Source organism: Pseudoalteromonas rubra (assembly GCF_004212645.1).
GTDB classification, from domain to species: Bacteria; Pseudomonadota; Gammaproteobacteria; order Enterobacterales; family Alteromonadaceae; genus Pseudoalteromonas; species Pseudoalteromonas rubra_G.
The window spans coordinates 83,976-98,983 of sequence record NZ_PPUZ01000001.1; the positions used below are offsets into that span (position 1 = coordinate 83,976).

Annotated in this window: 13 protein-coding genes; 8 read left to right on the plus strand and 5 right to left on the minus strand. The window is 49.0% G+C overall.

Translation table 11 applies throughout. From position 1 onward, the window contains the following. Positions 1 to 111: 111 nt before the first annotated feature. Entirely contained in the window at positions 112 to 1,140 is a 1,029-nt protein-coding gene (locus C3B51_RS00270; protein ID WP_130243776.1) for a cytochrome-c peroxidase, read from the plus strand. Then, positions 1,137 to 3,470, plus strand: coding sequence for a hybrid sensor histidine kinase/response regulator (locus tag C3B51_RS00275; RefSeq protein ID WP_130243777.1), 2,334 nt, complete (start codon positions 1,137 to 1,139; stop codon positions 3,468 to 3,470). The genes C3B51_RS00270 and C3B51_RS00275 overlap by 4 nt, the downstream gene beginning before the upstream one ends. A 215-nt stretch (positions 3,471 to 3,685) precedes the next feature. On the opposite strand, the gene C3B51_RS00280 is transcribed toward C3B51_RS00275, so the two are convergent. Then, positions 3,686 to 4,042: a DUF2237 family protein gene (locus tag C3B51_RS00280; RefSeq protein WP_130243778.1), complete on the minus strand. Its 357-nt coding sequence runs from the start codon at positions 4,040 to 4,042 to the stop codon at positions 3,686 to 3,688. Positions 4,043 to 4,291: 249 nt separating this feature from the next. Here C3B51_RS00280 and C3B51_RS00285 point away from each other — a divergent pair, with 249 nt between their 5' ends. Then, positions 4,292 to 4,945 carry a hypothetical protein gene (locus C3B51_RS00285; protein ID WP_130243779.1) on the plus strand — a complete coding sequence of 218 codons (654 nt, stop codon included), beginning with the start codon at positions 4,292 to 4,294 and terminating at the stop codon, positions 4,943 to 4,945. A gap of 87 nt (positions 4,946 to 5,032) precedes the next feature. Here C3B51_RS00285 and C3B51_RS00290 read toward each other — a convergent pair whose 3' ends face one another. Then, positions 5,033 to 5,923 (minus strand): DMT family transporter, encoded by an 891-nt coding sequence (locus C3B51_RS00290; RefSeq protein ID WP_130243780.1) that lies wholly within the window; start codon positions 5,921 to 5,923, stop codon positions 5,033 to 5,035. A 252-nt stretch (positions 5,924 to 6,175) separates the two neighbouring features. Between C3B51_RS00290 and C3B51_RS00295 the strand changes: the two genes are divergently transcribed. Next, on the plus strand, positions 6,176 to 7,558 hold the full coding sequence (locus tag C3B51_RS00295; protein WP_130243781.1) for a Na+/H+ antiporter NhaC family protein: 1,383 nt from the start codon (positions 6,176 to 6,178) through the stop codon (positions 7,556 to 7,558). A gap of 110 nt (positions 7,559 to 7,668) precedes the next feature. On the opposite strand, the gene C3B51_RS00300 is transcribed toward C3B51_RS00295, so the two are convergent. Next, a complete protein-coding gene (locus tag C3B51_RS00300) occupies positions 7,669 to 8,283 on the minus strand; it encodes a flavin reductase family protein (protein ID WP_130243782.1) in 615 nt (204 codons plus the stop codon). Between the two features lie 104 nt (positions 8,284 to 8,387). On the opposite strand from C3B51_RS00300, the gene C3B51_RS00305 reads away from it, so the two are divergent. From C3B51_RS00305 to C3B51_RS00315, 3 genes are all read left to right on the plus strand, one after another. After that, positions 8,388 to 9,311 carry a histone deacetylase family protein gene (locus C3B51_RS00305; protein WP_130243783.1) on the plus strand — a complete coding sequence of 308 codons (924 nt, stop codon included), beginning with the start codon at positions 8,388 to 8,390 and terminating at the stop codon, positions 9,309 to 9,311. Positions 9,312 to 9,392: 81 nt separating this feature from the next. Next, positions 9,393 to 9,905 carry a hypothetical protein gene (locus C3B51_RS00310; protein ID WP_130243784.1) on the plus strand — a complete coding sequence of 171 codons (513 nt, stop codon included), beginning with the start codon at positions 9,393 to 9,395 and terminating at the stop codon, positions 9,903 to 9,905. Positions 9,906 to 9,993: 88 nt separating this feature from the next. Continuing rightward, the gene (locus C3B51_RS00315; protein ID WP_130243785.1) at positions 9,994 to 10,440 is read left to right on the plus strand and encodes a hypothetical protein; all 447 of its coding nucleotides are present in this window, start codon (positions 9,994 to 9,996) and stop codon (positions 10,438 to 10,440) included. Between the two features lie 157 nt (positions 10,441 to 10,597). Here the strand turns inward: C3B51_RS00315 and C3B51_RS00320 are convergent, their stop codons facing one another. After that, the gene (locus C3B51_RS00320; protein ID WP_130243786.1) at positions 10,598 to 11,581 is read right to left on the minus strand and encodes a helix-turn-helix transcriptional regulator; all 984 of its coding nucleotides are present in this window, start codon (positions 11,579 to 11,581) and stop codon (positions 10,598 to 10,600) included. 151 nt (positions 11,582 to 11,732) lie between these two features. Here C3B51_RS00320 and C3B51_RS00325 point away from each other — a divergent pair, with 151 nt between their 5' ends. Continuing rightward, complete coding sequence (locus C3B51_RS00325) at positions 11,733 to 12,614, plus strand: acetoacetate decarboxylase family protein (protein ID WP_165389092.1); 882 nt, start codon at positions 11,733 to 11,735, stop codon at positions 12,612 to 12,614. Between the two features lie 86 nt (positions 12,615 to 12,700). Here C3B51_RS00325 and C3B51_RS00330 read toward each other — a convergent pair whose 3' ends face one another. Next, positions 12,701 to 14,809, minus strand: a complete 2,109-nt coding sequence (locus tag C3B51_RS00330; protein ID WP_130243788.1) for a neutral/alkaline non-lysosomal ceramidase N-terminal domain-containing protein — start codon at positions 14,807 to 14,809, stop codon at positions 12,701 to 12,703. Positions 14,810 to 15,008 lie beyond the last annotated feature (199 nt).

The following is a 15,008-nucleotide window of genomic DNA, read 5'->3' on the forward strand; positions in this document are numbered from 1 at the left end:
GATTGTAAATACCACGAATACTCACTTTGCCGCTGTGAGAAGTTTTTGATTTAAGTGTCTATACTTACGTTTTGTCACCGGCTTAAAAGTCGCTTCAAGGACGTCTGATGTATGAGTAGCAAATATGTGGTGATTGTATTTAGCGCGCTGATAGCGGTATTTCTGCTTCTCACCGCTCAGTTTTACTTTTCTGATCCGCATCGCCACAGCCAGTCTTCGGTCTATACCAGTTTAGAGCTTGTCAGTTATGAACCTCAATGGGTTGATGCGGCTATCCAACCACTGCCGCGGATAAAGCAATACGATGTAGGCTGGGTGCAGCTTGGCAAAGCCTTGTTTAAGAGCCCGCTGCTTTCGGCTGACAACACCACTTCCTGTGCATCCTGCCATGATTTATATAATGGCGGAGACGATGGCTTTCCCGTTTCTGTGGGCATAGATCAGCAACTGGGCAGTCGCAATGCGCCCAGCGTTATCAATGCGGTGTTTAATTTCAGGCAGTTTTGGGACGGGCGCAGCGCGGATTTAACCAGTCAGCTGCCATTGCCTATCCACAACCCGTTAGAGATGGCGAGTAACTGGCCTCAGGTGATAGGCAAGTTGAACCAGCAGCCTTACTTTGTAAGCAGCTTTAAAGCCTTGTCGAGTGATGGCATCACAGCCGAGAACATTACTAAGGCCATCGTGGCCTTTCAGATGTCACTGGTCTCTGAAAATACTCCTATTGACGCCTATCTGCTCGGGGACAAACAAGCGTTAAGTGCGCAACAGCAGCGCGGCTATCGCAAGTTTGTTGAGTTTGGCTGCGTGACTTGTCATCAGGGGCGCAATATCGGGGGCAATATTTATCAGAAAATGGGCCGCCTGGACCATATGCCCGGTGAGCTTCTGAACGACTTTGGCAGATACCAGCTGACCCGCAATGAACAAGACAGGTTTGTCTTCAAAGTACCGAGTTTACGTAATGTCGCCAACACCGGCCCGTATTTTCACAATGGCTCGGTGGCGCAATTGTCGGATGCCATCCGGCTGATGGCAAGAGGGCAGCTGGGGCTTGAGATCAGCGATGAGGATGTGGCCGATCTGGAAGCCTTACTGCATGCTTTTTCCGGCGAACTTCCGAGGTCATTGAAAGAGTGAAATATATTATTGAAGTCACAGTACTTTTGCTGATCTGGTGGACGGGCACTCAGGTCATTGAGCAATACCAGCAGCTGCAAAATACCCAGGCAAAAATGGCACTGAAAACGCGGCTCAACCGGGCAACGACTGAGCTGTCGCTCGAGACGCTCTCTGCGATGGACAGCAACATTTATCACTTTGACCGGCATGCGCAAAAGCAACTGGAGTTTGAGAGTGTATATAATGAGCTGACGTCGCAGCACTTACTGAGCGATGAAATGAGCCAGGCGGTTGCGCGGTTTCACGATGCCATAGATACCTATATGCAGCTGGCCTCAATGCTTAAGACCTCTTATCGTTACATCGCAAAACAGGAGCTTGAAAAAAGCGCATTTTCGGCGCAGGCTCAGGCCGTGGTGAGTCACAGCGCCGCGCTGGTGTCTAATTTGCAGGTGACCAATTCGCACACTGTTATTGAGCAGGTACGAGAGCAGCTCGCACACACCATGACCTCGCTTGAGCAATTTGAACAGGAAGACCGCAGCTTCAGGGTAATGCGTTTGCATATCGCCTTCATTCTGGAAAACGCGCTAACGGCTTCCAACTTGCTGGTTCCTGTGCAAAATAGCACATTATCTACCGCTATTCTGAAAGACACCCAGCAGCTTGGTGAGCAAGTCGATGTTGTTTACTGGCAGATGATACATTCGATTTTTCTCTTTCTTGTGTTGGTGTTTACCCTGGTTGTTATCGTGTTATTACGCCTGATGAGCGGCCTTAAAAAAGCCAATGTGCAGGCTAACCAGGCAGCCGAGACCAAGTCATTGTTTTTATCAAATATGTCCCATGAGATCAGAACCCCGATGAACGGGATCATGGGTCTGACAGATATTCTGCTGGCGACGGAGCTGACCTCAGTACAAAGAAATTATCTGGAGAAAGTGCGCTTTTCGGCTAATGCACTGACGACCATCATTAACGATATTCTCGATTTTTCAAAAATAGAGTCTAAGAAGCTGCATATTGAGCAAACCCCCTTTCAGTTTGAAGAGTTGCTGGATAACCTGAGATCCCTGATCACACCCATAGCCAACACCAAAGGGGTGAAGCTGATTTTTGATATCGACCCTCAGCTCTGCGAATGGTATGTCGGCGATCCGGTTCGTATTAATCAGATCATGCTGAACTTTGCATCTAACGCCGCTAAATTTACGGAAGAAGGGTCAATTACACTTGGAGTCCACCGGCAACCTAAAGATGCCTCCAGTGACTGGATTGAGATTTCGGTCAGTGACACCGGCATCGGCATTGAGCAGGACAAAGTCGCGCAGCTATTCGAGCGCTTTACTCAGGCCGAGTCTTCGACCACACGGCGCTATGGCGGCACTGGGCTGGGCTTGACCATTTGTAAACTGCTCGCAGAGTTGATGCAAGGGGAGATCACCGTCAGCAGCGAAGTCGGTGTTGGCTCAACATTCACGGTTCGTCTTCCGATGGCAACACTCAGCCAAGCGCCGGTGGCAAACGAAGCGGCAGATAAAGTCGTACTGGCAGGCTCGATACTGATTGTTGAAGATGACCCTATATACATGGAGGTCAGTGTCAATATTGCAACTTCGGTTGGGCTGACGGTCGCGCGTGCGCTCAGTGGCGCCGAAGCCGAAGCGCGATTGTCATCCGAAACCTTTGATATGCTGCTGCTTGACTGGGTACTGCCAGACTGTGAAGCCAATGAGCTATTAGAAAAACTTGAAGCCCTGGGGATATTGCCCGACAGGGTGGTGATTTACACCGCACACTCAGAGCAAAGTATAACGCCTACGGTTGATTATCCGATTCTCTACAAGCCTTTGTTAAAAAGAGATTTGATCGGTATTTTTAGCAAAGATGAAGCAGGCGATAACACGGCAACCCAAACGCAGATCCCCTCAGTCAGCTCTGATGAATCACCAGAGGCCGCTCATGCGCGCACATACCGGATATTGCTGGTAGAAGACAATGATATTAACCGCATAGTGGCCACCAAACTCCTTGACCGGTTTAATTTAGAGATTGTGGTGGCAGAAAATGGCCAGCAAGCTGTCGACGCAATCAAAGCCTGCGATGGCGCGTTTGATCTGGTTTTAATGGACATTCAGATGCCGGTAATGGATGGCATGGAAGCCACTCGCATTGTGCGGGAAAGCTTTGATGCGTCACAGCTTAAGATCATCGCCTTAACGGCCAATGTGATGCAAAGTGAGGTCGAAAAATACCTTGATATTGGTATGAACGATCACCTTGGTAAGCCATTTAAAACCGATGAACTGGATAGAATTCTGAATCGGTATTTGTTTAATATGCACTAAGTGCGGTCAGTATTTGGCATTTAGAAAGGTACCAAAAGTCACTCGGACGCAAAAAGTTAAATGACTATAAGCACATGATAGTTAGTTTTTTAAACCTCCTGCATGACGCGAACCACAGGTAAGTTAGAAAACCCTGCAAGTAACCTATTGCAGGGACTGGTTTCTGTAAGCGTCAAGCATGGTCATTCAAGCCCACGCATGAATGGGCCTATGAACTAATGTTGATGCGCCTGTAGCACCTTAAGTGGGATAATTTCCAGTGCATTCTCGTGCGTAGCTTCGAGATTGACGGGCGGCGCAACGCCGGCTTCGTAAGCTTCTTTCCATCTTAATGCGCATAAACACCATCCGTCCCCCGGCTTTAAGCCCGGAAAACCGTAGGCCGGATAGGGGGTGCTTAAGTCATTGCCTCTTGATTTGGTAAAGGTTAAAAAGTCTTCAGTGACCGTCGCACAAATTACATGGGTGCCAACATCCATCTGATTAGTGTTACAAAAACCATCTCTTAAAAAGCCAGTTAACGGATCTGTGCAGCAAGACTGCAGCGCTCCACCTAGTACATTTTTAGCCATGTTTAACTTCCATTCTTGATACAGTTAGGGCTTTGTACGTATGTGCTTGCAGTGGGGTTTACTGTGGGTGAAGTGTTTACTGGGGAGCGCGAACCAGGAGACAGAACACAGAGGCAGGCCTTACTTCTGAATAACGTACTTTTGTTTTACGCCAATAAGTAGTGGGGCTGGTATTTTTTAACCCCTTTTCTACGTTACTATACCCATGATATAGACAAATTATGAGTGTATTAAAAGGAATGTATCAGAATGAAAGCCAATGAATTTTATAGCCTTTCAGAAGAGCTGGGGAGCAAGTATCTATTACCTCTGGGTTTCAGGTTTAATAATGGCGGGTGGTACTTCGCCGATGACAATTACATGTTGGCTTTTGAACTGGCCAATATTTCTCATTCCCAGAGCATTTTTCTAAAATATCTGACGGTAGTTTTCTATAACTATGTTAAGCGTGAGGATTTCCAGGCGATGCAGCCGATGCAGTATGCTGATCACTATGGTCCGGTGCAGATAAACCCTATGCAGCTTCCTGCGTATGAGCAATGGCAGTATACAAACGCGCACAATAGTCGTGGGGAAACATCCGCCTATTTCCCCCTCTACTACGGTGGGCTGATTGAGGCCGAGCCGATAAGGCAAGGCTTTTTTGTTAAAAAACAGTGGGAAATGCCAAAGGGGTTACTTCCTGGCTGGATCACTGAACGCGGTGCCGATATCGTTACTGAAGACGAAGCCAGAGAGTTGCTGAAAAAGGCGATGATCAACACCGCAGAGTATGTTTTTAAATGGGCAGATACACTGACACCCCATGAAATCATTCGGCAGATCGAAGAAAACGGCGATGATTGGTTTGTCGAAAAGGAGTGGGTAAAAGCTTACAAAGCGCATCTGGCAGCACAAGTTTAAGTAAGGCAGATATGAAAGCAGGTACAATGGTGCCGCTCAGGTACTTTGTTCCTGCTTCCTTACTTATCTGTTAAGTGTTATGTAGCCTCACCCCTGCAACAACAAAAACACCCCAAATAAAGCAATTGCACCGCCGCAGAGCATGGCTCTGGTAACGGCTTCTTTGCGGATTAGGCTCAGCGTCATCACCATCAAGGGAGCGGTTGCGAAAATGGTTTGCGCAATCGCCGGATCGGTGTGATTAACGGAGATAAGCTGTAACCACAGCCCGATAAAGGTGCCAAAAAATACCGCCACGAATAACCAGCGTTTTCCTGACAGCTGTTTTAGCGTGAGTGCTTTGTTGAGGTTGTGTGATTTCAGGCAAGCGACCAGACAGGCAACAAAGAAAGTGCCCGACGCAAGGCGGATCAAGGCGGCCCATAAACTGCCGATGGATTCATTACTTAAAGCGCCTTTGGAGAGCACCATGCCAGCGGCCTGACAGGTTGCAGCACTCAGCGCAAATGCGATGCCTAAAAAATAATGCTTTGGATTGGGAATAGGCTGCGCTTTGCCAGGTTTTATCGCCAGCATCACGCCAAAAGTGGTCACTAGAATACCCAGCCAGGCAACCGGGCCCAGATAAACGCCCAGGATCAGCATATTCAGTATACCCGCAATTGCAGGTGCCAGGCTCTCTACCACTAAGGTGCGCGCCGGGCCGATATTTCTGAGCGCGGCAAAGTAGGCGCTGTCGCCAATGGCAATACCGAGCACACCACTGGCGATAAGCCAGGCCCAGCTCGATAACTGAGCTGGGTAGCCGGTGTCCTGAACAAGAAGCAGACAAAACACCATCAAGGCTGAAGCAATCACCCCTTTACTGACATTCAACTCGAATGGACTCAGGTGGTGGCTAAAGCGTTTGTACAACAAAGTTGAAAACGCCCAAACAAACGCAGCGCTGATGGCAGCACCTTCGCCTATACCAATCATCTTATTATTCTTCTGCTGAGTTAAAAGCGGCTAGTATACATAAACCAAATGAAAGAGACAGGGATGCAGCCTTCGCTGAATAAAAATCGTAAAAGAGTGGCTAAAAATGATTGACGTCGCATTGAACTGCGTTTATTTTTCGCTGCGATGTTTCAATGAGGGCCATACAGCATTTAGTCAACCCAAAATTAGGCAGAACTTGCTCGCCTTGCCAGGCGTGCTTTTGTGTTTATAAAAATTTGGGAAATGGTTATGGCTGAGCCTAGTGCAATTAGCATTATTCCCCCTGTTGTCGTGTTAACACTGGCAATTATTCTTCGTCGTCCAATTTTATCTCTGGTGATTGGGGCCCTGGTTGGCCTGGCTTTGGTGGATATATCGGGCGTACTGACAAACTTTGCTGCGGTATCACTTAAAGTAATGGGTGATGAAACCATCGGCTGGCTGATTTTGGTTTGTGGCTCTTTTGGTGCACTGATTGCATTGCTGGTGCATACCGGCGGTGCGCTAGCTTTTGGCCGCAGTGCTTTAAAACTGGCCAAAGGGCCCAAGTCGTCGCTATTGATGACTTATGTGCTGGGCGTGGTGATCTTTATTGACGACTACCTCAATGCCCTGACCGTGGGCGAAACCATGCGCCGGGTGACTGATAAATTCAAAATATCCCGCGAAATGCTGGCCTATGTTGTGGACTCAACGGCTGCCCCTATTTGTGTGCTGGTTCCGCTGTCGACCTGGGCGGTATTTTTTGGTGGCCTTCTGGTTGATAACGGCGTGGCCCCGGAAGGGCAAGGGATCAGTACGTATATTGCGGCTATTCCCTACATGCTGTACGCATGGGTGGCTGTGATTATGGTGCCGCTGGTGGTGCTGGGTGTGATCCCGCTCTTTGGCCCAATGAAAAAAGCAGAGCTGGCGGCGCGTGGCGGCAACCCTGCGCTGGCGCAAGTTGATCTTGAAGAGGTGCAAACCCCGGATCAGTATGCGGCAAAAGCGATCGAGCAGGAGTTTGAACAGGCAGATACCCAAGGCAAGTTGTACAACTTCTTACTGCCTTTGGGTTTGCTGGTGGCCTTTACGGTATATTTTGACATTGATGTGTGGAAAGGCCTGCTGGCGACGCTGGCTGTGACTGTGCCGTTTTATCTGGCACAGCGATTGATGCCACTGGCCGATATGCTGGAGCAAATGATCAATGGGTTTAAGTGCATGTTACCTGCCATTGGCACTGTGATTGCGGCGTTTATTTTTAAGGACGTGTGTGATCAACTGTTGTTACCACAATATGTGATCAATACCCTGAGCCCATACATGACGGCCGGGTTGCTACCGGCGATGGTGTTTTTATCTATGGCAATTCTGGCTTTTGCAACCGGGTCGAGCTGGGGCATATTTGCCGTCACCATTCCCATTGTATTGCCTCTGGCGGTGGCGGTTGATGCAAATATTCCGTTGGTGATTGGCGCTTTGTTGTCGGCATCGTCTTTTGGTAGCCAGGCATGCTTTTACTCCGACTCCACCGTGTTAGCGGCGCAAGGTTCGGACTGTAACCTAGTCAGTCATGCCATTACCCAGCTGCCTTACGCACTGCTGGCCGCTTGCATCGCGTTTGTTGGGTTTTTAGTGATTGCCTAAACATGCGGATCAGTTGAGCTTATATTGAGCAAGCGCTGTGAGGTGTCTCACTGCGCTTGCAGATCATAGAGCCCGAGCCGGTAGCTTTAAACAGCTGGCAGCTCTGCTGATTAATCAGGCCTTGCCTTAGTAAACGGCGCTGTGATCCCGCTATACTCCGCGCTGCCAAGGCGTGCCAGTGGCGCGGCTTTATCGGCGTGCACTTTAATCCGCTGTTTGTGGTCCAGCTCGGTTACTTTATCGCTCAGGTATAAACTGACTATCTTCACAAACACCAAGTTTTGTGGCGTGTCGCCAATTTCCTGCACTTCATACAGCTCACAGCCGTAGGCGATATCGCAGTGGGCTATCCGCGGCATGGTAAAGCCGTTAAATTCGGCCAGTGCGATGTTGTTTGCTGTGACCTCAGACTCGCCATGGGGCAAAGTTGCGGCAGTTTGCGTCACTAACTCAGCATCCTGCTCCGAGGCGATGTGGATCACACAGCGCTGCGTGGCTTTAATGTTTTTCACTGTGTCTTTGATTTCCCCGCCGGGCTTTTTTCCGGCTGAAAACATCAACAAAGGCGGGGCGCTCGATACCGCTGTAAAATAAGAAAAGGGGGCCAGATTGTAGTTTTGCTCGCCCGACTCGGTTAACACCCAGGCAATGGGCCGTGGGATCACGGTTTGAGTCATCAGGTGATAAATCTGGGTTGGCGAAAAATCGGCAAAGTTCAGTTCCATAAGGCAAATCAGGCAAAGTAAAGGGACAGATATGGTGCCACACTAACCCTTAGCTGGAAAGATGCGTTACACTCACGCCATCCGTGTTTTGGTTTGTTTTGGATATGTATATAAATCGCCAACCCCTTAATACCCGTTTGCCCTTGATGTATCACCCCAACTATTCATTTAGTTTTGACCCAAATCATCGCTTTGTGATGAGTAAATTCGCCAATTTATATCAGCAGGTGAAGGCATTGGGGTTAATTGGCGACAACCTTTATCAGCCTCCGCTGGGGTCGCCAGAGGCACTGGAAACGGTGCACTGCGATACCTACCTGTGGGACTTATGGCGCAATCAGCTGGATGATAAAGCCATGCGCCGCATTGGCCTGCCCTGGTCGGAACAACTTATGGCACGGACCTTTACTGCGCCGCTTGGCACACTCAAAACGGCCGAACTGGCGCTGCAAAATGGCATTGCCTGCCATCTGGCCGGGGGCACTCACCATGCGCATTATGACTTTGGCTCTGGCTATTGCATGGTGAACGACTTAGCCTTTACCGCCACAACTCTGATAGAGCAAGGCAAGGTAAATAATGTGCTCATCTTTGATTTGGATGTTCATCAGGGGGATGGCACGGCAGCCATGCTTAAACACCACCCTTACGTATTTACCTGCTCCATCCATTGCGAAAAAAATTTTCCGTTTCGTAAACACCAAAGCGACCTGGATATCGGCCTGGCGAACAACCTCAAAGATGCCCAGTACCTGAGTATTGTTGCAGACACGCTAAAAGGGCTGCTGAGTGATGTAAACCCGGATCTGGTACTGTACGATGCCGGTGTAGATATCTGGGAGCACGATGGCCTGGGCAAACTGGATATCAGCTGGCGCGGCCTGGAGCAGCGCGATGCCCAGGTGCTTAAAACCTGTCAGCAAGCCGGTATTCCGGTTGCTACTGTGATTGGCGGCGGCTACGACAAAGATCACCTGCGCCTGGCTCAGCGCCATGCCATTGTGGTTGAGCAGGCGGCATTGCTTTAAACTCATGTATACGTGATTAAGGCTCAATTGGATAAATAAATGGTCTGCACTTGTTAGTGAAGAATTATAAAAGGAGAAAAAATGAGATATTTATTTGGGCTTGTGATTTTGTTTGTCTTGGGGTGTGCACAGCCACCCAAAAGTGCCGCTACTTACGCTAATGCAAATGTTGGCGAGCCGGATGGCGACAAAGCAGTCCTCGTTCTATACAGGAAAATGGTTCCGCCGTTAATGTATTCAGTAACCGCCAAAGTTAATGGTAATGACTTTGCTACGCTTCCCAACGATGCATTTTCCTGGACTTTCTTAGCGCCTGGGAAGAACCGTATCGATATAAGCTGGCCTCTGTTCGCTTTGACTCCAGGTAAGACGATTACGCTCGATGTGTTACCCGGCAGGTACTATTTTGTTGAGTTCGGTGGAGATATTCACATGGCCGGTGTTGGAGCTGTTGCATATAATACTCACGATGTTTCTGTTATCAGTTATGAAGCTGGTCTTGCTGATGTGAGGGAATGTTGCCTGTATATGCCTAGTAAGTTACCTCTTGGTTTGAATAACAAGCGAGCTGAATCACAGCAGAGTAATGAATAAATAACAGGCGATGTGTTAACTGCCGGGCAAAAACTTTCGAGCTGATTTTCAGCCATATACGCATCGTTTTACAAATAAAAGGAATAATATGAAGTATATTTTGGCAATCATCTTACTTGTGACTTCAATGCAAGGTGCTGCACAAACTGAAAACAGGCAGTCATCGCTAGTGTGTATTCAGCTGACCCAAATAGTAGATTCTGCATTTTCACACAAAAGCCAGGGGAAAACCAAACAACAAATGCTAGCTCCCTTACCATCAAAAGAAGTATTAGCAGGTTATCCAAAGAGTATGTCTGCACAGCGGCTATTGGGTGAACAAATGCTCGAGGTGATTGCGGACATTTATTCTCATGAAGCGCTCCCTAAAGTGGCATATTCAGCTTACCGCGCAGAGAGTTGTCATCGCAGCACCACTGGTCAGCCTGTCGTTAATGATTTTGCAAAGGTAACCGCTCAGCTATCACAGTGTGGCAGTTTAGAAAAAGAGGCGCAGTACAAATGTGGGTTTGGACTTGCAAAGCCAGTGCTTTAATTGATACGCCACCCTTTGTCATCCCGGGCGCTTGCGACCCGGGAACTGCTTAACGCCACTCGGCTCTCTAACCGGGCGGGTTAAATAAAGTGTGATAGGTGCTCTGCGTACTTATATCCAGCGGTTAGCGCTGATACAGCCCCGGACCCGACTCACTTCACCCAGTGCGCTGGCTATCCACCAGTTGTGCCAGTTCACTGCGGCTGTTTATCCCTATTTTGTCGTAAATTCGGTATAAATGATTAGACACGGTTGAAGGAGCCACATTCAGCTGTTTGGCAACTTCCTTAAAAGTCAGGCCCTTACACACCCATTCAACAATTTGGCGTTCGCGTGGGCTCAGGGTGTCGAGCGGACCGGGCAGTCTAAGCGTAACCATAAACAGCTCACCAAGCGCACGAAACGAAACCGCCAGGTTATTAATTTCCACGGTGGTTTGGTCTTTACCTATCGCAAAGGGCAGGGTCACCCCGGTGCGATTGGGAAAATACTCATTCAATAACGCGACAAAGCGCGGCTGCACCTGATGGAAACACCCGTTACTGTCGCAAATGGCAGACGTAGCCTGATCCTGGGTTTGTTGCAGCACACTGCCAACGCGCAAGTGCAGAAAAAAGGCGTGAGAGACGGCGTTGACCAGGTGAAATACCAGCCGCTCCTGTAACTGGCGCTCCTGCTCGGTAAAAACCTGTTGGCGGTCGAAGCGATATAAACTGATCAGTGAATACAGGCCATTGTCCTGATCAAAATGACCCGCAGCCAGAATGCGTTCAATGCCATAGGGTTTAAACAATTTTTGATATAACTCAGACTGATAAAAGGCATCATCGGCGATGACATCCTGCATATTGACCGGCTTGCCGAGGTTATTGATCACCGCCTCTTTTATCGGATTAATGGCTAATGTTTGTTGCAGGTGGTGGGCATATTGCTCGTCTAAACCAAGATGACAAGCATAATGAAAGTGAATATCTGCACTGTTGCCGCTGCCCCAGAACGCGGCGTCAAAGTCGATGACTCTGGATAGTTGCTCGAGCGCCCAGACCCGGTAATTTTCCGGCGCAATGCGCGTGGCCTCTCGATATAAGGTGCTGATAAAGGCTTCTGAATCTGAAGCCGCACGGTTTAAATGGGTTGTCATAATGTTATTTTGTCCGTGTTGTTATTCTTTGTTGCGCACGGGCTGTGAGCGGGTAGAGATCAGATTATCAGACGCATTTAGGTTAAATCTACTATTGGCCAACGTCGCGTGGCTGTTCACTATGAGCAGTCATGAATTTGCAGGGGACAATATGAAACCCAATTATCAGCTTTCAGCGGAACTATTAGATAACCGCACCCAGTTCAGTGCGCCGTTTTTTCAGCGTTTTACACTTCGTCATGACCAGGCGCCGCTGCAATTAACTGCCAGTATTAGCAAAAACTATTTGTTTCCTACGCTATACGCTAATGTCAGCTGCGCGATTGGTGTGTTTTTGTGTGACTACCAAAAGGCGCAGGCATTGTTGCCACACCCGAAGATGAAACCTGTGGCTATGCCCAAAGGGCGGGCGCTGGTGACGTTTTCATGCTATCAGTATAAGCAGGTGTTAGGTATGGCACCTTATAATGAAATTGCCATGACGATCCCGGTGATGGTTGACGCAGCCCTCAATGTGCCGGTTTTGCCAATGGTGGTGCCCGGCTTCAAAAAATTTGGCTTTTACGTGTTTCATATGCCAGTTACCTCACAAGAGAACCGCATTCGCGGCCAGCAGATCTGGGGGTTGCCCAAAGCCGTTGAAACAGTGGAAATCGCAGAGGACAACCAGTTCAGCACAACCCAGGCTTATGATGGCGAGGACAAGCCATATTTTACCCTGCGGGTGCCGACGCAGGGCAAGGCGACGGCGTTTGATGTTTCGTCCAACCTGTATTCTCTGCGCGATAATCGTTTGCTGCAAAGTCCTACCCATTTTAAGGGTAGCTTCAGGGTGAATAAATACCTCAGCCGGCTTTGGCAAAAAGGCGGGGATGACCCCAAAATGTTGATCCTGGGCGATGGTCCTAAGGCGCAAATGCTTAAGTCGCTGGACATTGAGCCGCAGCCGTTTCAGTTTCGATATGCCGCAACAATGAATGCGTGTTTTGATTTGCCCAATGCGGATTACGTGGCGCCGCTGGGGTTGCGCTGAGGGCTTGATATTGTAGCCAGATAAGGCCAAATAGAAAACCAGGCCATGGAGATGGCCTGGTTGGTCAGCTTATTTATGTTGCCAGCTTATTTGACGGTAAAGGTTCGACTTTTGCCTGAGTAACTCTTTATGTTTCCACCCCAGCCGCTTTTCCAGTGGCCATTGTGTTTTATGCGATAGGTACCGGCGGGCATATCTGCATCTATGGTCCATTCCAGCTGTGCGAACGAGCAGGCCATACAATCCGCTGCGGTATCGCGGATCCAGGTAAATTTGGTGCTCAGATCGTTATCGGTTAAGACGGTTGACCAGCCACCATTTTCATAGCGCTGCACTTCCATAAAGCTCGACATGGTTTTAAAGTTATTCTGAGGGTGGCCGGAGCGAAACTTCACCTTAACCGTATTGCCACGCACGTAACTGTTGTTGGCATCATTCCAGGTTTGTCCGAAAGACTCCCACAGGCGTTTATCATCGTAAACCACCCCAATGGCATACACTTTTTGTTTGTTTGACCAATCCAGCGGGCTGGGACCACTCGCGACAGCTTGATTGTTTACCATGGCGCTGGCGAGCCCGGCAAAAATCTGACGGTAAGCCGCCAGGCTGTACTGACCAAATAAAGTATGCGCGCCCTCGTAATATTGGATCTGATACTCTTCTTTGGTGGTGATATAGCCACCATAAGCATTGGCGAGTCCGGCAAATACCACAGTCGTGATGCCGCGAGGCGCAAGGGCTGCCTGCAAGTCATTGCGCAGGCGGCGCGCGGCCATGGTGGTCATTTCTCCCGGAATACCCACAAGCGCCATATTGCCAATCTGAAAGAGCTGAAACGGCAGTGTGTCGGTATAGAGGTGTGCGCTGCTACCCAGCTGAGTCGGCAAAAAGGTGGGTTTGGGATACTGACATGCCTCATGTGTTTTGCTGCCCAGTACATTTTTATCGAACCCGAGCAGGCCGCCAAAATCGTTAATGAACTTAAACGCTCCGCCCACTGCGCCGATCACTGTGGTGCGATCCCAGCTTGACCCTTCGTTGTCCTGGGTCATACCTTCAAATACACCCGACTGACCAGACGGCCCGTCATAGGTGGCCCCCGCAGTCATCGAAAAACCAATCGCGCCTTGGCACAAAGACTGCGTTCCGTTGCCGGTGTAGTGCCCCGAGATGCTCAGGCCGGGTAATTTAACGTACTGAAAGCGCACGTCTAATGCACCACTGAGGGTGTCTGTTGCGTTGTTATACAGGCTCAGTGCTTTGTTATATTGCTTATTTGCCGATAGCGCGACATTGGCTTCATTATTGCCCGCACAGCCGTTTTCAGGGCCGCACACATTGGGCGATACATCGCCTTCTTCACTGTTGGCAAAGGCAGCAACAAATTGACCCGACAGCGGCCAGTTAGCGCCTTTTTGTTTTTCAAATAACTGTGCAGCAACACCTTTGTTGTCGCCCGTTATAAGCCGCTGGCTTTGATTACTCGAGACATTGTGCACACCAAACCAGTTGATCATGCCAATTTCCTGGCCATTGCTTCGCACCAGTTTTAACAGCGTCATGGTTTCGTTGACATTGGTTGCGTAGTCTCCCGCATCCGGGTTCTGGTTATAGGCGGTAGGATTACGGTTAACCGCCGTGTTCGATAACTGGCCCTGATTAATATGAATGCTGCCAGCGTCGCGGCTTAAAAAGGCATTGCGGATAGACAGGTAGATACCATTAACTATGGTGTTGTAATTGTCTTCATCATAGCCAAGGGCACTCATATTCAGCATGATGTTGTGATCATAACCGCCTGGCCCTACATGGACATGGGTTGCACTGAGCATCACATTGTTTTGATTGAAAAAAGGCGCCAGTACAGGATCGCTTGCCACCTTTTTGAGCACACCCTGATGTACCCCTTGCGTAATGCTTTGTAGGTCGGCACTGACAAAGGAGATGAATTGACTGGTGCCCGGTTTGCCAATCACAAACGCACGTGACCACAATCGCGTATGTATGCCTTTTGTGGTTTGTCCAACGTCACCATATCCCACCATGCCACGGTCGGCGGCCGGTCCGGTAATATCGTAGATCCCAGAGCCGATGAGCCAGTCATTGTTTGCTTTGGCGCCCAGGCTAAAAAGTATTAGCGCTAAGCCACTGAATTTAATCAGCCATGTTTTATATCTTGCGTGTAAAGTAGCCATACCAATCCCTCAGCCAGGCCCAAAAGCCCAGCTGTTTGCTATTTTTGTTAAGGATGTTCCCCATGTGAAAATGGGCGTATTGATACTCGCGAGATCAAGAGGTATTAAAACCTCTTTGATAATTTAACGAAATAGTAATATTGACCTAACAACAAGGGTTGTTTTCTTGCTTTTAGCTGTGTGTGAACAGTTTGGCAGC